We start from the raw sequence: 18,448 nt of genomic DNA, 5'->3' as shown, positions 1-18,448 counted from the left end.
GACCAAGATGAAAGCAACAAAAATATTGATGGGCCTGACCGTATTATTAGTCGGATTCAGCAGCTGCAAAAAAGCAAATAGTGATGTAGATCCGGATACAGGAAACGGCTCTGCCATAGGCGAAGTTTCCGGCATCTGGAAAAGAGGAAGTACCCAAGTGATCAAAGGAGATATTATTATTCCTGAGGGGCAGTCTCTGACCATTGAAGAAGGCGTGACTGTCGTTATGGATACCCTGGCAAAGCCAGAAATCATTGTGAAAGGAAACCTATATGCGGAAGGTACTGCAGAATTTCCAATCCGGTTTACAATTCCTGAAGATTCCAGGACAGAAAAGAACAAATTTGGCAGGTTATGGGGCGGGATATTAGCCGCGCCAAGTTGCGCAGAGCTCCTGTTGAACCACACGATTATTGAATATGCAGGGTCTACGACTACCGCAGCTTCTACTTCCGTAAAGATGAGCCTTTATAAAGCGAAAAGTGGCGAAAATTTACCGGCCATCTGGTTTTCTAATGTTAACGGAAAGCTGGTAATCACGAATAGTACTTTCAGAAATCTACAGGAAGACTGTACTTATATTGAAGGTGGAAAGATCATTTTCTCCAACAATCTATTCTATACTACGGGATTAACTGGCGGAGAGGCCATCAACCTGAAATCAGGATGCTTGGCAGACGTCGCTTATAACCTTGTGTACAGCACCAATACCAATGCATTGAAACTTTCCAACAGTGGCGACAGAAACCCTCAGACCTTTGTTGTAGCCTACAACAACACTTTCATCAATACTGGCTGGCGTAGACCAACTGCTAAAGGCGGTTCTATCTGGGTAGAAGCGACGGTAAGGGTAAACCTGTTTAACAACCTTTTTGCGAATACGCGTTTTGGTATCAAACGAGATACGAAGAACCCGGAAGATGCGCGGTCTTTAATTGGAAACAACCTGTATTATGGCGAGAGTCAGACCACCACAAATCAGTTTCAACCTTCAGCCGACGTCATTGCTGGTGTTAATGATATCATTGGAAAAACAGCTGGATCAAACGATCCAAAGTTTTTGAATTATCCAGTTAGCAACCCGGTTGACAACCCGGTTTTCAATACTGCATGGAATTTCCATTTGACTGCAGGCTCCCCAGCAATTGGCAAAGGGAAGACCGATTTTTTCCGTCACCATGCCGCAGGATTAATCCTTAATGGAAACCTATACAGCTCACCAGCTCCTGCCAGCTACATTGGTGCATATGCCAGCAATTAATCAAACCCTCTATTTATAAATACGAATTGACCTTAAAATAATGAATAAACCGAATTTCATCCTTTCTATTTCCGCCTTACTCCTAACCCTCCATGTTTCCTGTTCTTCGGTGAAGAAAGATCCTACAGCAATAAAACCACTGTACACTTCTGATCCGGTACAATATGACTCTGATGATCCGGCCATTTGGGTAAACCCAACCGACCCCTCACAATCTTTGGTAATTGGTACCGATAAAGACGAAAATGGTGGCCTGTATGTATACGATTTACAAGGAAAAGTGATCAAAGACAAGGTCGTAAAAGGACTGAAAAGACCGAACAATGTCGATATTGCGTATGGATTAAATCTGGGGGGCAAAAAAGTAGACATCGCGGTGACTACAGAGAGAATGACACATAAACTCCGTGTATTCACTTTACCGGACATGAAACCTATTGACAATGGCGGTTTGGCCATGTTTGAAGGGGAGACAAAAGAAATGTACCGCGACCTGATGGGAATTGCCATGTACACCGATCCTCAAGGGCAAATTTATGCGGTTGTTGGCCGTAAAAATGGTCCTTCAGATGGATATTTATGGCAATATTTATTAGAAGATGATGGTACCGGAAAACTGAAAGCCAGTCTGAAGCGGAAGTTTGGGAAGTATAGCGGCAAGAAAGAAATTGAATCGATTGCGGTAGACAATGAGTTGGGCTATATTTATTATTCTGATGAACAGTTTGGCGTTAGAAAGTACTATGCGGATCCTGCAAAAGGCAATGAAGAGCTGGCATTATTTGCTAAAACTGGCTTTAAGGAAGATAATGAAGGCATCAGTATTTACAAGACATCTGATTCTACTGGTTACATTTTAGTATCAGATCAGGCGGCCAACCATTTCCAGGTTTTCAACCGGGAGGGCAAATCAGGTCCACATGACCACGTATTGCTAACCAGCATTCCGGTATCAACAAATAACAGTGATGGTTCAGATATCTATTCTGGTCCACTGAATAAAGATTTTCAACATGGTTTATTTGTGGCGATGAGTGATGATAAAACCTTTCAATATTACCGTTGGGAAGATCTTGCCCAAAAGCTATTAAAAGTAAACAAATAAGGTTAAATGTAAATTGGCGGCAGGCAATTCCCGGTCTGTCGTCTTTTTACATTTCCTATTTTAGGCTATCCCGAAGGTTTAATGGCTTTTTTTCATTTTAGCTCTTTCCCTTTGTAACCTCCGCTTTTCTCTTCTGGCTTGTCTGGCCTCCCGGTCATGTTTGATCTGTTCAAATTTCGCAATCTGTGACTTGATCTTCTGTTCCTTTTCTTCTGTTACACCTACACTATTCTTGATCCCCTGAAACAGAGACCTCCAGATAAAATGGAAAAAAGAACCATTCCTGGCACGTTCTTCATGGATTTTTGCGGTCACCAGTTTCCCTTCTTTGCTGGGGTTATTGGGATTTAAAATCATGGCATTGGCGAGAAAAGACATCCAACCTTGCCGCACCAGCCGGCTTTCTCCGGGTTCTTTCTTCAGTAAATTAACAGAGAGCTCATTGTATTCAAATTTCATAAAACCATTTGCCACACGATCGTTGGCATCCACCTGAAATTCCATTCGCTTCACTTCTCCACTTTTAATGGCGATCATTCCCAATGGTCTTGTGATCCGATTTAGTGCCCGGCCATCCATACTCCCCAGCACACCTGAATAAGAAAAGGCGCCATCTTTGGCTTCCAGGTTAAACTTAAATCCTACATCGAGCTTTCCTCTTCCCATCAGATAAGTGGTCAGGTTGGCGGTCATCCATGGATTTTTAGCCTTATCTTTTGCCATATTAGTCACATTTGTAAAGCTTCCTGAGGTGTTTTCAAAAGTAATCGTTCCCTTCTGCTGACTGTCGGTATCGTACTCCGAATAACTGATCCCAACATTACTCAGATTAAGCTTTTGAATACTCAGCTTTCCATTTACCCTTTGCAGCAGCTGATGTGGGAAGCGCCCAATCTTTTCTCTGATGAGCTTCGGCAGTTCTTTATTATTGAAAACCTTTATCGAACCATCGGCAATGGTCATTTCTTTGGCTTGTAATTCTTGTTTAAGAATATACAAGGGTAAATTAATCCCTTCGAGATTCAAATCACTCATCTGGATTTCATAGCGGTCTTTTGAATAGCCAAGCGTCTTTCCGAATTCCATTTCACTATATCGCGGAATTACCCCAAGACTTTTGATACTCAATTTACCGGAGGAAGCCGCAAAGTCTAACTGATTTAAACGGATATGATAAAGGCTATCAGGCGTTGCGAAGGTGTAATTATTTAATTTGATGACTACATCTTTCAACAGATACATCCTTCTTTTATCCTTGGAAGAATGCGCATCTATCAAGTAATCTTTCAGGGTAATGTTCAGATTTTTTACCGAATCAACTAGAGGTTTCGCCCCATTATTATTGATATATTTAAAGCTGATATTGTTAAAATTAACGGTACGGATGGCAAATTCTTTCAGATATTCTGAAATGTAATCAAAGGGAGAAGTGTTGGGCATTGGAGGTTTATCCTCATTAAAATCGAATTGTTGATTCACCATAACCACATCTGGATGATCGAGACGTAGCTCCGAAATATTCAACTTTCGATGGCGAAGGAAGGTGTACAGGTGGAAATTTCGGATTTCCATTTTTTCCAGCTCCAGGTGATAAATGTTATTTGGGGCTTTCTTAAGGGCGATTAACTTTTTGAAAATCCGAAGATCCGGAATCACTTTCACTCCGGTTAAAGAGGCATTTGCGCTCAGTAGATTCATTTTAATCCCGGAGAACTCGATATGGTACAGGCTGTCGGTAGACCTCAATACCAGCTCTTTGATCTGCGCTTTAACCAAGGGCTTAAACTTATAGGAAAGGTACCTTGAGGTCAGCCCCATGATCAATATCAAAACCAGCAAGCCAGTTCCTATTCTAATCAGTATTTTTTTATGCTTGCGTAGTTTTTCGATCATAGGCCGGGTACCTGTTTTCCTAAGATACTTTTTTTATGTCTTGTTTTTCCTTCGTTCCGCTCTTTTTTCCCTGCGGGCTTCTCTTTTCTCTTTACGTTCTTCTTTCTTATCCTTAATCACCTCCATTGCTTTTTCGGGAGTTTTAACCGGAACAATACCCAATCCGGCACATTCTCTCATTCCAATAAATATTCCTTTCCAAAGTAGATTGAAGAAAGAAGCTGCAGGAGAGCGCTCAAAGCTGACATTTGCCGTTCTTGGGGCTTCTCCTTTTAAAGGGTTTGCATCTATAATAAGTAGCTTATTGGCCAGAAATGATAACAATCCTTTTTTTGTCTGTGGCGCTCCATCCTCCCCTTCTTTGAGCAGTTTAACCTTCAGGTCGGTATAATAAAAATGAACTTTACCCTTTGAGCCATATTTATTGGCCTGAATATCGAAATCCACTTTTTGCATTTGTCCGGATTCAATCTCTATTAATCCCAATGGTTTGGAGATTACATTTAAATCGGTCAGATTCATTGATCCTACTGCTCCTGAATAGTGAAAACCACCTTTAGGATCCGTCAGGTTAAAATCAATCTTGATCTCCATCTTTGATTTCTTCATCACCATTGCCCCCAGGTTGGCGACTGCATGGTTGTTTTTTACCAGGCTAAGGGAATCATTGGTCAGATGGAGGATTTTACCCTGTAAATTCTGGAAGTATATTGTCCCTTTTTGCTGACTAATGGGATTATATTCGGTATAAGTCAAGTCAATATTGTCAATTTTTAGGGTATCCACAATTGTTGGGATTCCCAATCTTCTTAAAGCCAGCTGCGGAAAGTTTCTGCCTTTATCCAGATTTGGGGGAGCGGGCATTTCCCGGTTCAGGAAGATACCGGCCTTTGCCGGCCCTAATGTTATTTTTTTCACATGAAAGGTTCTTTCCTCATAAAAACCAGGAAAATCCAGTCCAGTTAAGCTAATTTGATCGAAGGCCAGGTTGTAACGGTCTTTGCCATACTTGAACATCCGGCTAAATGCCAGTTCAGGGTACCTTGGAATCAGCTTAAAACCCTTGATGAGTACCGCTCCTTTAGCCGCAGATCCAGAGATCGTGTCCACTTTTGTGAGGTACATTTTATCTTTGGACTGGTAGCCATTAAGCTCAAAGGAGATATCTTTTGTATAATAAAACCGTGTAGTATCAAATTGAGACAGGGAATCTATCAGGAGGTCTTTTACCTGGAGATTTAGTTTTTTTATACGGTGCAGTGGTTGTTTACTGGCGCCATCAATGTAATCAAAATCGGCATTTACCAGGCGAATGGCATCAATATCCAGTGACTTCAGGCTTTTTGCCAACAATTGATAAATGGTCTTAGTACCGGTATCTTTTCTCTTCTTTTTAGCGAAATGATAATGCATCATGTCTATAGAAGGCTGATCCAGCACAATACTATTGATGTGAATGGTTTTATGGAAATACGCTTTAACCAGACCAAGGTGATTGATCTGAAGCTTTTTCACTTTCAAATGAAACAAATGGATTGGAGCCTGCCCTATTGCTTTTAGCTGATTAAAAACTGTGGTATCAGGATCCACGCTGGCTTCATCCAGCGAAGCGGTTCCAGTAAATAGATTCAGGTGAATATCTTTAAAGTTCAGGGTATAAAGACCTCCGGATCCCTGCTGAATTCCTGTTTTTAATTTTTCAGAAATCAATGGCTTCCACCTGGCACTCAGGTAAAGTGCTGTTCCTCCAATTAACATAAAAATCAGGGCTAAGCTCCCCAGCAACCACTTCCATACTGTCTTTTTCCCAGATTTCTCCTGTTTCATACGCTCCGTGTTTCCAGGTATACTGCAATATCGAGGCCATAATTGATTACTTAGAGCTCACTGGCTTTATATCTTCCAGCAACCACGTCGACCGCATAGAAGTAGCCTTGTGTATTTCCACTCACATTTCCAGTTGCATTGACGGGCACTGCAGAAAACAACCCACTCCAATCTGTTTCCATAAACACATCATATAGATATTTGGCATAACGTTCAGAAAGGGAGAGTTTATAAATGGTGATGTAATCATCTTTACCCAAAACAAAGGTTCTTTTGAGGTTATTTAATGGGTACAAAGAATTGGGGGAGCCAAGGTAATGGGTGTAGCTGTAATACTTGGACTGGTCAAACTTTCCAGGATTCCATAAAGGAATATCCAGGTAAGAAATCAGCCATTTATTTGGGTTAAGATATCCAAAAGTATGTTTGGGTATGGTGCCACTATAAAGGCCATTTCCAAGAGACTTCGTAGATAGCGGTAAGAAATCATCTACAATATTAACCACTTGCCTCAGGGTATCTACTGCAGTATAAGTTTGTCCGTTGTAAACAATTTTCAGCGTATAGGCCCCATTATAATTGGGTTCATTCTTATTGGTTGCCGTATACACACCTGCAGTGGCTGATTCTTTAAAAATCATTTCTGCTTTACCATCATCAACGGTAACCACTGCTTTTGAGATAGGTGTAGGTTCTGCATCTAAGGTTAAAGCGGGTTTGGATAGCCGAATATACTGCGTAGCAACACGGGTATTGATCCCACCTTCCACGGAGAGGTCATATTGACGTTTAGGAGTCAAAAAACGATCGTCCAGTGTTTTTTTACAACTGGAAAAAACCATTAAAGCCAAGAGACCTATGATAATACAAGTTCCTTTCATCTTAAATTTTAAAGCTATAAGCGATCCATGGATAGCACCCCAGACTATATTCAACACTACTTCTTCTTGCTTCAAAAGAAGAAGAATTCAAATGATAATACAAAGGATTTTTACGGTTATAAAGGTTATAAACACCAACAGACAGGGTACTGGAAAGGAAACGTTGTCCAGGAATTCTGGTTCTAAACTGATACTGTGCAGAAAGGTCCATTCTGTTAAACACGGGAAATCTGGCGGTATTCCTTTCTTCAAAAATTGGCACATTCAAACCATCATGCTGGTAAAATCCGACCGGGAGTGTCAGCGGTCTGCCTGTTGAATAAATAAAGAAACCCTGGAAAGACAAGCGTTTATTCAACTCATATTTAGCGGTAACTTTCAACTCATGGGGAATGTCATAACTAGCCACAAATTCTTTCCCGAAATTGAGTTCTTCTACCTTTCGGAACACCCTGGAATAGCTATAAGCAAGGGTCCCTGAAAAGCGGCCTTCTGTTTTCGTCAATTCAAATTCCAGTCCATAAGCTCTTGCCCTTCCTGCTTTTAGTTGTTTTCTCACCTCTGGATTCTTGATGATCTGAGCATGATCAATCAGTTCCAGCTGGTGATCCATATATTTATAATAAGCATTTACGGACCAGATATACTGGTTAGGCACATATTTGTAACCCAGGGAGAAATAATCTGAATGTTGTGGTTTAATCGTTTTTGAGGCTGGAATCCAGGGCTCGAGAGAAGAGAAGGCTAAAGTACTATTTTGAATTAGCTGCAGATATTGATAATTACGGTTATAGGTAAAGAAATAGCGTTGATCTGCAGTTGGCACATAGCTAAAATTGATGCGCGGTTCTGGGTTTAGGAACACCTTAACCTCATGAGTTTTTATCCGGTTTCCTTGAAGATCAAACACATTATTCCGCACTTCATTATTTTTAAAAAAGCTTAACCGAAGACCATAATCCAGTTCAAAGTGTGGACTTAAGCTGAGGCTTTGCGCATAATACAGGGCGGCTTCCAGGCTCTGGTCTACCGGGGTATTAAACTCATCATTTGGAGATTGCTTTACAGCTCCCGGGTTAAACAAATGGTAGATTCCGGCGGCACCAAATTTAATCTGATTCTGTGGCCTGAGGTAATATGTATAATCTGCTTTTAGGCTAACATCCCGTACTTGGGTTTGCCATTGTGTCTTCTGCGACAAAGTATCTGCATTTAAGTCCAGCACATTATTATAATTGCTGTAGGTAAGTGCTATATTCTGAAAGATTGTAGCGTTAAAAATATGGTTCCATCTGAAGGTGGAAGTCAGGTTCCCCCAGTTGTTGGTATAGGTATTCTCAGAGAGCAGCTTGTCTTGCCCTGCATATACGGAATAGAAAATGGTATTGTTCTCATTGAGTTTATAGTTCGCCTTGGCATTGATATCGTAATAAACGGAAAAGGGATTAAACAACTTAAACTTGCTTCGAAAGACATCTAACAGGCTTCTTCTAAAGGCAAACATAAAAGAGCTTTTATCCTTTACAATTGGTCCTTCCGCGGCAATACGGGCTGCTAAAAAGTTGAGTCCTCCGGTTAAATGAAACTCCTTATTGTTTCCTTCTGTCATTCGGTTTATGACGACAGCAGAAAGGCGTCCACCAAAATTTGCGGGGATATAATCTTTATAAACCTGGATATTATTGACCACATCTGGATTAAAAACGGATACCAATCCATATAAGTGTGAGGGATTATATACGATCGCTTCATCAAGTAGAATCAGGTTCTGATCAAAATTTCCACCTCTCACGAACATTCCAGAACTACCTTCCGAAAGCGTTTTGATGCCATTCTGCATTTGTAATTTTTTTACCACGTCAGTTTCCCCGGCATAATAAACAGCATTATTCAACTGACTGGGACCAAAACTCTGCGCATTCAGCAAAATAGGATTTGGTGTAATGTTATTGGATTTGATTTCCACCTCCTCCAATCGATTGGTCTTTAAATTAAGTTCCAGATTAAGCTGAAGATCCTGATCCAGGCGAATCTGTTCTTCCCCTGTCTGAAAGCCGGTATTAGAGACCAGAAGTTGGTGAATACCCTCAGGAATAAACAAAGAAAAGAAACCATATTGATTGGTATTGATGCCCAATCCCAGCTCAGGAAGATAAACAGTAGCCCCGATCAACGCTTCTCCACTTGCCTGGTCACGAACATGTCCGCTAATCGTCCATTTAATTTCTTTTATAGGGCTGATTACGATATCATTGCCCACCAATTTAAAACCCAGGTTCGTTCCAAAAAGCACTTGACTTAAAACGACAGACAATGGTTTTTGGACAAAATTTACTGGACTTGTTCTTTTACTTCGCAATAAGTCCGGGTCAAAGGCAAAGCTACATTTTGCTTTATCCTCTAGTAAGTGTAATACCTTGATTAGGGAGTCTGCTGGCCTATTGATACTAACTGGCTGGTTTAATTTGTCTTTATTCTGGGCGCAGACCACTGTTGTTCCGGCCATGAATAAGAGGAGTAAGCAGCCAAAAATCCGCAAAGAAAAAATCATTATTTGGCAGATAAAACAAATTTACCATTGATTTGCGAAAGCTTACAATCTAAAGAAGCAGCGACTACAGCCAGGGCGCTATCCAGGTTTTGATATTGAAGTTTAGCAGTCAGTTTCCGGTCTTTCAGGGCCTGACCTTCAATCTCAATCTTAGTCTGGTAAATTTTCTCTAACTTTTCAACAACTTTCTGAACTGGAAATTCGGTAAAGACAAAACTTTTGTCTAGCCATGCTTTATAATTAACATCCGGGTTATCCAGGGCAATCAATGTTTTATTTGATAGGTCATAAACACCTAGTTTTCCAGCCGTCAGATTCACTTTTCTGGAAGTACCCGATTCCCGGAATTCCACTTCCCCCTCTTCAACGATCACTGAGGATTGCGTTTCATTCTTACTGATGTTAAAACGCGTGCCAATGTCTTTTGCTTCCATCGCTCCCATCTCTACTCTAAAGCGCGAAATCGGATTTGGGGCCACCTGAATAAAAGCTTCTCCCGCTACGAGCACCAGTTTGCGATCTTGCAGAAAGTTATTTTTGCTATATCTAATGGTTGTTCCGGCATTCAATTTCAGTGTTGTTCCATCTGGAAGCACCACATCGCTGAGTACTGCCATTCCGGTATTGATGACCACATCCTTATTTTTCCAAAAGAAATAGCCATAGCCGAGTGTTGATAAAATCAGCAACATGGCTGCCACTTTCATCCAGAAATAAGGCATGGTTTTGCCTTTTATGATGTTCAGGGGCTCCTCATTGTTACTGAGTTTCTGATCCAGTACATTCCAGGAATGTTCCGCATCAACTTCATGGCCTTCTACCAACAAATCCAGGTTAATCTGTACTTGTTGAAATTCCTGGTATATCTTTTCATTTTCTTCATCATCCTTACGCCATTGGTCGAGGATAATTTTATTTTCCACACTAATTGTTTCTTCCAGATCTTCTATGATCAGGGAAAAAATAAACGATTCATTAGTTTCAAAATTTTTCATAGCGAGGCGTTTTATCGTAACATCATTTTTATCATCAGAAATATTGACATCAGGATTGCTCCGGATTTCTGGAGTTGCGCTCTTAATTTCTGAAAACCATAAGTCAAATGATTTTTAACAGTTTTCAATGAAATGTTCAGCTGATCTGCAATTTCTTGTTGTTTTAATTTACCAAACCGGCTCAGGTACATGACCTCCTTGCATTTAGGTGGCAGCAAATCAAGTGCCTCCTCCAGGTTTCTCAACATTAACTCCTCCTCATTCCGGCGATCCTCTTCGGGATCTTCCCCATGTTGAAGGTGGATATAGCTCAATTGTCTTGCAGCATCCTGTTTTTCCTTTTTTAAGAAATTAAGAGAAGCATTCACAATAGACCTGAACAGATAGCTTTTCATGGCATGCTGAATATTTAGCTGGGCAGCTTTGTTCCAAATATTAATAAACAAATCATGTACAATTTCTTCTGCGGCTTCAGTTTGCCCTACATACCTAAAGGCGAGGGTGAACAGCTGCCGGTAATACTTTTTATAAAAGGCTTCAAAAACCTTTTTATCTTTATTTCTAATGGCATTCATTAATGCCAGATCATCATCCAGAGCGACGTTTATCGGTTTAATCTCCATGCTCCTACTTTAACTTTGTTTCAAAGTAAGAATCCCGGAGATATCCGGCGACCGTTCCAGCGTACTAATGGCCACAAACCAGTATCCCTTCAACAGGTATCGTTCTTGCAATGGCGTTAATACAATTGAACCTGACAAGGGAGCCGCTGTGCTGCTTCCTTTTGGCAGTTTTATTTCTTGTACGAAAGTCCCTTTTGAACCTTTCACACCAGTTCTCAAGCTAATTTCCGAGGGCACTAGTTTTTCATATTCCAAAGAATAGCTTAACAGCTTAGTTCCCTCATCATATTTCCCTTTCAACACAGCAGTACCTTCTGAATCTGTGTTTGCGCCTTTTTTATCAATTCTAGCGGTTACCACATAAGACCTTACCGGGGGCTTAATTCTCTGACTGCTTTCCGATTCCTTTTTACAGCCTCCGAACACAATCATCGTCCACAACACCCCTATTTTGAACCATGTAAATCCCTGATCTTTAAACCCCCACATATTAGTATTTTAATCGGCAACTAAAATACTAATTTATTGAAGATCCGTATGGCTACAATTTATTAATATATAAAACCATACTGAAAAGATCTTTTGGTATAGAAATTCTTATAATAACCGCGCAAAGAAAACACCAGATAACGGCGTAAAACATTCCTCACCCATTCAAATTCATCATTAATATGATAAGGAACCAGCCCCTCCACTGTGGTATTAATTTGATTTTCCGCAATAGAGAGTGCGTGTACATAAGGTTTATAAATATGTTTGATCTGATTTCTCCCCAGATGATATCCGGATGGGGCAATCATATAGCTATTGTTTGATGAATAGCTAAAGCCATGATAATGATAAAATACCAGATCAAATTCCTCATTACTGGATAAAACCTGTCCTTTTGATTTCCCAGATTTATGTTTAAAGACATACTGTTGAACATTCCAGGGTGCGATACCTGCACCTAAATGCTGGCAAACATGAACACAATTGAATCGCGTTGTCCAATCGTCCAGATACTTCTGATCACCAAATTTACCATCTTCCATCCTGGCATAGCACCATTCTAAGCAAGCCGAAACCCACCAATTCAAGACTTCCATTCCTTCTTGAGTATTTTTGAAAGTCATGAATTGCACACAGTAAATCCCACTTGTAGCAGACTGATCATAACAAGGCGTATATCTATGTTCGGTGATCAGCACAGATTTACTACCCATCTCGTCTATTAAAACCTGCGGGTTGCTAAAGAAAAGTAGATCCGCATCCACATAGGTGCAATGATCCAGGCTAAATTCCTCAATACAATGCTTAATTGTGTAGGAACCGGCAGTCCAGCAATATTCCTGCTCTGTACGCGTATGCTTTACTGACAATAACGCTTCATTTTCGAATTCCTGCAGGGAGATGATGGTTGCATGTGGAAGGGCCATATTTGACAATGCCTCATGGCAATGGCCATCAAACGCAAAGATATACAGGTGAAAATCCGGACAAAATTGTTCAAGAGAGCGATACATTGCCAGACCACGGGAAAAATAAGTGGTATTAAAAAGTGTGCAGAAGTTAAGCATATATTGATTTATTTTGAAAGTAAAAACCTTTGTCGTAACCTAGTTCCAGTCCATTGATCTGCATGGTTTCTTCTCCTTTTACGTAGGAGGTAAATTCAGCGACCAGTTGATAGTGATCCTGGAAATGGCTTAAAAAGCGGGGCTGATTGAAAAACCAGGAAGGATAAGAAGCCGCATAAATTTCCGGCGGCACAATTTGCAGCGTTAATCGATCTTGTTCACCATAATGAAAAGCAGTACGATCGAATAGTAAAAAAGGAAATTGATAACTGGCCAGCTGTTTCAGAAACTCATGAGGTTCTTCCAGGTATTGTGTAACAGAAGATAGGACAACCAGATCGATCTCTTTTTCTTTCTGGCAATCGGCTATACTATGGTAAAAATTAAGATGCTCATCTTCAAAATGCTCCTTTCCGGTATTCACATAGTGTTCCTGTTCAACCACATTCCAGCTGGCACAAATTTCGGGTGTTAAAAATTCTTTAATCTGGAAATAGGTACTACCGAGCGAACCTCCAAAATCAAGCACATGTAAGGGTCTTTTTTGTAGTGCAGCGCTGTGTAACAAAAAAGAGATTAAAGGAAATGGATATTGTTTCTCTGTAAATGTAACCGAGTCCCTTTCATATACTGCCTCGCCATTTTTTACTTTCAGAATGGCTGTTTTTGTTTTTTCAAGGATCACTCCTGCGTCATATCCGCTGGTTTCTGCGGCTACTTCCGCCCAGGAAGCGTAATCACCGAACCATCCATACAATTGCTTAGGACTTTTTGCGAAGAGGCTTTTAAACATATTTTAGTGGGATTTTGTTCAATTTTACCTCAAGGACAATCAATCCTTAAAAAAGTCCTATACGTTTCTGGGGTTATTTCATAAAATTTTCTTTCCGTTTAAGATCCTGCCACTTTGTCATTTCTAAAATTAATTGTGTATTTTTGGAACCCAGAAAAATGTTAACCATTTATGATTGATTTACAGCTTACCGATAAGACACACGATGAAGAGCGCCAGGGCGAGGCTTTAGTTATTGATGCACCAGAGGTCCATAATGGCCGCAAGTTGTACATTGAAAGCTATGGCTGTCAGATGAATTTCGCAGATAGTGAGATTGTGGCCTCGATTTTAAAAGACCAGGGTTTCGAAACCACTGGTGATTATCATGAAGCAGATGTAGTATTTATCAACACTTGCTCTATCCGTGAAAATGCGGAGCAGAGAGTCCGCAACCGACTGTCTCAGTTCAGTGCAGAGAAACGCAGAAACCCGAAATTAGTGGTTGGTGTTTTAGGGTGTATGGCAGAACGTTTAAAGTCAAAATTCCTGGAAGAAGAGAAATTGGTGGATATGGTAGTTGGTCCGGATGCGTACCGCGACCTTCCTCAACTGATCAATCAGGTGGAAGATGGACATAAGGCCATCAATGTATTGCTATCCCGTGAGGAAACTTATGCAGACATCAGTCCGGTGAGGTTAAATACCAATGGCATCACTGCATTTATCTCGATCATGCGCGGTTGCGATAATATGTGTTCTTTCTGTGTAGTTCCATTTACCAGAGGACGCGAGCGCAGTAGAGATCCTTACTCGATCCTTGCAGAAGCACAGGGTTTATTTGATAAAGGCTACAAAGAGGTGACCTTACTTGGTCAGAATGTAGATTCTTACAAATGGAAAGGTGCTGATGCGGAAGAAACTGCGGAAATCGAAGTGAATTTTGCACAATTACTGGAGAAAGTAGCTTTAATTAGTCCTGAGTTAAGGATCAGATTCTCTACTTCACATCCTAAAGACATTACTGACGAGGTATTATATACCATCGCCAAATACGATAACATCTGTAATTACATCCACTTGCCGATCCAATCCGGAAGCAGCAGGGTATTGGAATTAATGAACAGAACTTATACCAGAGAATGGTATATCAATAGAGTTGAGGCCATCAGAAGCATTATTCCAGGTTGCGCAATTTCCTCAGATATCATCGCTGGTTTCTGTACAGAAACAGAAGAAGAGCACCAGGAAACGTTGAGCATTATGGATTATGTGGGTTACGACTTTGCTTTTACCTTTTCTTATTCTGAAAGACCGGGTACACTTGCGGCAAGAAAATTGGCTGATGACATTCCAGAACCTGTTAAAAAACGCAGGTTAGCAGAGATATTATTGAAAGCACAGGAAACTTCTTTAATGCGCCTACAACAATTTGTTGGAAAAACTGTTAAAATTTTAGTGGAGGGTACTTCCAAAAAATCTGATCTAGACCTTTGTGGTAGAAATGACCAGAATGCGATGGTGGTTTTCCCTGCAACGCCAGGCGTTAAAGCGGGAACATACGTTAATGTTTACATTGACCGTTGTACTTCTGCGACCTTATTAGGAACCATTGCTGTTGAAGTACCTGAAATTGTTTAATCAATAAAGACAAATTACTTTGGACATACAAGACATTAAAAACCGGTTCGGCATCATCGGCGGCTCTCCGCTTTTGAACCGGGCAATAGATATTGCCAGACAAGTTGCGCCAACAGACATGTCTGTACTCATCACTGGAGAAAGTGGAAGTGGTAAAGAGGTTTTCTCTCATATCATCCACCAGATGAGTACCCGCAAGCATGGTGCTTTTATTGCCGTCAACTGTGGAGCCATTCCTGAAGGAACGATAGATTCAGAACTTTTCGGGCATGAGAAAGGCTCATTTACTGGTGCCCATGAGGCCCGTAAAGGTTATTTTGAAGTGGCCAATGGGGGAACTATATTCTTAGATGAGGTTGCTGAATTACCTTTGGGTACGCAAGCGCGTTTGTTGAGGATTCTGGAAAGTGGTGAATACCTACGTGTAGGTTCTTCTAAAGTACAAAAAACTGATGTCAGGATCATTGCAGCGACGAATGTTGACGTTTATAACCGCGTTAAATCGGGTAAATTCCGTGAGGATTTATATTATAGATTGAATACAGTGCCATTGCGTATTCCTGCCTTACACGAACGTAAGGAAGATATTTATCTTTTGTTCAGAAAATTCTCTGCTGATTTCAGTGATAAATATAGAAGTCCGGGGATACAGCTGGAACCAGATGCCATACAAATGCTAAGTAATTACAGCTGGCCAGGTAACGTAAGACAGCTGAAAAACATTGCCGAACAGATCTGCGTATTAGAGAAAGACCGGAATGTAACGGCGGCAGCCTTGCTGAACTATATTCCGAATGAAAGTGCCACCAATTTGCCTATGGCAATCAATGGCAGCAGTAAGGAAGATTATACGGAGCGTGACATTCTTTACAAAGTCTTGTTTGACATGAAAAAGGACATGATGGAATTGAAGAAATTGGTTGCAGAGATCATTCAAAGCGGCGGGAACACTTCCCATGTGATTGCAGACAATACACATTACATCAATCAGCTTTATCAGGAAGTGGACCAAACGGTAAATGAGCCTACTTTTACGATTAAAAAACCGGTTCAGAACGCTCCTTTAGATTATAATTATACGCAGGAAGCGGAAGAGGTGGAAGAGTCTTTATCACTGATTGATAAAGAGTCTGATCTCATTAAAAAAGCGCTGAAGAAACACAAAGGGAAACGCAAATTTGCGGCACAGGAGCTTGGAATTTCGGAGCGTACCTTATATAGAAAGATTAAAGAACTGAATTTAAACTAGAAGAATGAAAAAAATATCGTTGTTACTGCTGGTGGTAGTTCTTTTCAACTCATGCTCTATAAAATTTAATGGAACCTCTATTCCAACGGAGATGAAAACAGTGAACGTACTGTTTTTTGAGAACAATGCGACTTTAGTTGTTCCAAGTATGTCGATTAACCTGACAGAAGCGTTAAAGAACATAATCCGTAATCAGAGTCGCTTGAACATTACTACAAATGACCCGAATGCGGTATTTTCTGGTAACATTATCAATTATGACATCCGTCCCACGACAATTATCGATGCCAATAATGGCGGAATTGCGAATACTTCTCCAATGAACAGGATGACCATCCGTGTGAATGTAAAATATACCAACAACCTAGATCCTAAGGCAAGCTTTGAGGAGCCCATCGAACGTTTTATTGATTTCCCTACTTCAGGGGCGAATTTTGCGCAGCAAGAACCGGAACTGAATAGAAAAGTGATTGATTTAATTACGCAAGATATTTTTAAACGTGCGTTTGAAAATTCTTGGTAGAATTTGAAAATTCAATTGTTAACTTAGCAACGTGGAGCAGGAAATAGATATGAGACAAGAACTGGAAGTATTATTAGCGGAACCTGAAAAGGTAAGACCCGATCATGCGCCTATGCTCAAAGATCTGGTATCTAAATATCCGTATTTTCAGCCTTTACATCTTTTACTGGCGAAAGCGGGTTTAGCTGACGAATCGCAGCATGACCTTCTTGCTACCGCAGCTTTGTATACCAATGGGCAATTGCTTTATAATTTCATCAATGAACCGGAATATTTAGTAGATACTACTTTCCATGTTGTTTTCTCTCCTGCTTTTGACCAGTTGAGCACTCAGCCGGAAACATTGGATGAGATTGTCCTGGATGAAGTCCCTTCTGAATCAGAGGAAACAAATCCAGTGATGGAAGATTTAATGCCTGAACCGGATGATACCGATGATTTTGTCTTAGAAAACATCGTATCTACTGACTTTTTCGCTTTCCAGGATAACTTTAGTCCGGAGCCCGTTCCAGAAGCTGTTATACAGGAGGAAGAACGTTTGGCAGCTTTGCAAAAAGAAATTTCCCAGCAGGAAGATCCGGTGGTGGTCAGTAAATATGATGATGACCAACTCCCATTCACCTTTTTATGGTGGTTGCATAAAACAAGAAAAGAATACCAACAAATTTTTCAGCCCTATACCACACCAAAGGCATCCGTGGAAGTAGAACCGGGGAAATCCAATGAACCAGGCAAGGCTAATGAATTACAGCAACAGTATGTGGAGCACATCTTCCATTTACAGAGTCCGCTGGCCGACGAACCCGCAGCAGAATATGTTCCGGGGAATCTGCACCATAAAGGAACGGATATCATCGATAGCTTCCTTAAGAATGATCCGCAGATCAGTCCGCCGAAAGCTGAGCATCTCAATACGGAAAACAAGGCTAAAAAGAGTGCAGAGGACCATAATGACCTGGTATCTGAAACCTTGGCTAAGATCTACATCGAACAAATGCTTTACGACAAGGCCATAGAGACTTATGAAAAATTAAGTTTGAAGTTTCCAGAAAAAAGCCGTTACTTTGCCGACCTTATCCAATCCATAGAAAAGAAAATTTAACCATATAACCGATTATGCTATTTTTAATTATTTTACTAATCATTGTCTGCATTGCCTTAGCGCTATTTGTTTTGATACAAAACCCTAAAGGTGGTGGCCTTGCAACAGGTGGATCAGGCAGCAATATGTTTGGCGTTCAACGTACAGGTGATGTCCTTGAAAAAGGAACCTGGGTATTATTAGCATTAATCGTAGTGCTTACGTTGTCTATTACAACCATTGCAAAAACAGGTGGATCATCAGCGTCAGCTGTAGACTCTAAAATCCAGGAACATTTGGACAAAACGCCTACTCCATCACCACTTGGATCTGCACCAGCTAAAACAGCTCCTGCAACAACTCCAGCAGATACTACAAAGAAATAAGAGATTTCAAAAGATATCTAAAGTCCGGTAGGTATACCGGACTTTTTTTATGCCTTCATTTTTTTCTTATAAGTACACAATTCTGCCACTCTGACACAAAA

At 40.6% G+C, this 18,448-nt stretch carries 16 protein-coding genes; 7 read left to right on the top strand and 9 right to left on the bottom strand.

Features of this window, described 5'->3' with window-relative positions; translation table 11 throughout:
* Positions 1-7 precede the first annotated feature (7 nt).
* Together GM920_RS19475 and GM920_RS19470 are read left to right on the top strand one after the other, a co-directional pair.
* Complete coding sequence (locus GM920_RS19475) at positions 8-1,261, top strand: right-handed parallel beta-helix repeat-containing protein (RefSeq protein ID WP_182960600.1); 1,254 nt, start codon at positions 8-10, stop codon at positions 1,259-1,261.
* Between the two features lie 40 nt (positions 1,262-1,301).
* Positions 1,302-2,366, top strand: coding sequence for a phytase (locus GM920_RS19470; protein ID WP_182960599.1), 1,065 nt, complete (start codon positions 1,302-1,304; stop codon positions 2,364-2,366).
* A 78-nt stretch (positions 2,367-2,444) separates the two neighbouring features.
* Here the strand turns inward: GM920_RS19470 and GM920_RS19465 are convergent, their stop codons facing one another.
* The 9 genes from GM920_RS19465 to GM920_RS19425 all read right to left on the bottom strand — a co-directional run bounded on the left by GM920_RS19465 (position 2,445) and on the right by GM920_RS19425 (position 13,488).
* A complete protein-coding gene (locus tag GM920_RS19465) occupies positions 2,445-4,259 on the bottom strand; it encodes an AsmA family protein (protein ID WP_182960598.1) in 1,815 nt (604 codons plus the stop codon).
* Positions 4,260-4,292: 33 nt separating this feature from the next.
* Complete coding sequence (locus GM920_RS19460; protein ID WP_182960597.1) at positions 4,293-6,086, bottom strand: AsmA family protein; 1,794 nt, start codon at positions 6,084-6,086, stop codon at positions 4,293-4,295.
* A gap of 50 nt (positions 6,087-6,136) precedes the next feature.
* A complete protein-coding gene (locus GM920_RS19455; protein WP_182960596.1) occupies positions 6,137-6,967 on the bottom strand; it encodes a hypothetical protein in 831 nt (276 codons plus the stop codon).
* A gap of 1 nt (position 6,968) precedes the next feature.
* Positions 6,969-9,473, bottom strand: a complete 2,505-nt coding sequence (locus GM920_RS19450) for a TonB-dependent receptor (RefSeq protein ID WP_235964585.1) — start codon at positions 9,471-9,473, stop codon at positions 6,969-6,971.
* A 44-nt stretch (positions 9,474-9,517) separates the two neighbouring features.
* Positions 9,518-10,513 carry a FecR family protein gene (locus tag GM920_RS19445; RefSeq protein WP_182960594.1) on the bottom strand — a complete coding sequence of 332 codons (996 nt, stop codon included), beginning with the start codon at positions 10,511-10,513 and terminating at the stop codon, positions 9,518-9,520.
* A gap of 11 nt (positions 10,514-10,524) precedes the next feature.
* The gene (locus tag GM920_RS19440) at positions 10,525-11,136 is read right to left on the bottom strand and encodes an RNA polymerase sigma factor (RefSeq protein ID WP_182960593.1); all 612 of its coding nucleotides are present in this window, start codon (positions 11,134-11,136) and stop codon (positions 10,525-10,527) included.
* 9 nt (positions 11,137-11,145) lie between these two features.
* Positions 11,146-11,625 (bottom strand): hypothetical protein, encoded by a 480-nt coding sequence (locus tag GM920_RS19435; protein WP_182960592.1) that lies wholly within the window; start codon positions 11,623-11,625, stop codon positions 11,146-11,148.
* 62 nt (positions 11,626-11,687) lie between these two features.
* Positions 11,688-12,695, bottom strand: coding sequence for a glycosyl transferase (locus GM920_RS19430; RefSeq protein ID WP_182960591.1), 1,008 nt, complete (start codon positions 12,693-12,695; stop codon positions 11,688-11,690).
* Complete coding sequence (locus GM920_RS19425) at positions 12,688-13,488, bottom strand: TIGR04325 family methyltransferase (RefSeq protein ID WP_182960589.1); 801 nt, start codon at positions 13,486-13,488, stop codon at positions 12,688-12,690. The genes GM920_RS19430 and GM920_RS19425 overlap by 8 nt, the downstream gene beginning before the upstream one ends.
* A 171-nt stretch (positions 13,489-13,659) precedes the next feature.
* Here GM920_RS19425 and miaB point away from each other — a divergent pair, with 171 nt between their 5' ends.
* The 5 genes from miaB to secG are packed head-to-tail and all read left to right on the top strand — an operon-like array spanning position 13,660 to position 18,347.
* A complete protein-coding gene (miaB, locus tag GM920_RS19420; RefSeq protein WP_182960587.1) occupies positions 13,660-15,108 on the top strand; it encodes a tRNA (N6-isopentenyl adenosine(37)-C2)-methylthiotransferase MiaB in 1,449 nt (482 codons plus the stop codon).
* 19 nt (positions 15,109-15,127) lie between these two features.
* Positions 15,128-16,357, top strand: coding sequence for a sigma-54 interaction domain-containing protein (locus GM920_RS19415; RefSeq protein WP_182960585.1), 1,230 nt, complete (start codon positions 15,128-15,130; stop codon positions 16,355-16,357).
* A 4-nt stretch (positions 16,358-16,361) separates the two neighbouring features.
* Entirely contained in the window at positions 16,362-16,880 is a 519-nt protein-coding gene (locus GM920_RS19410; RefSeq protein WP_182960583.1) for an LptE family protein, read from the top strand.
* 31 nt (positions 16,881-16,911) lie between these two features.
* Positions 16,912-17,982: a hypothetical protein gene (locus GM920_RS19405; RefSeq protein WP_182960581.1), complete on the top strand. Its 1,071-nt coding sequence runs from the start codon at positions 16,912-16,914 to the stop codon at positions 17,980-17,982.
* Positions 17,983-17,996: 14 nt separating this feature from the next.
* On the top strand, positions 17,997-18,347 hold the full coding sequence (gene secG, locus GM920_RS19400; RefSeq protein ID WP_182960579.1) for a preprotein translocase subunit SecG: 351 nt from the start codon (positions 17,997-17,999) through the stop codon (positions 18,345-18,347).
* Positions 18,348-18,448: the final 101 nt, after the last annotated feature.

Source organism: Pedobacter gandavensis (assembly GCF_014172405.1).
Lineage (GTDB): Bacteria > Bacteroidota > Bacteroidia > Sphingobacteriales > Sphingobacteriaceae > Pedobacter > Pedobacter gandavensis.
The sequence above is the reverse complement of the archived record's forward strand: the minus strand, read 5'-3'. Positions and strand labels throughout refer to the sequence as shown.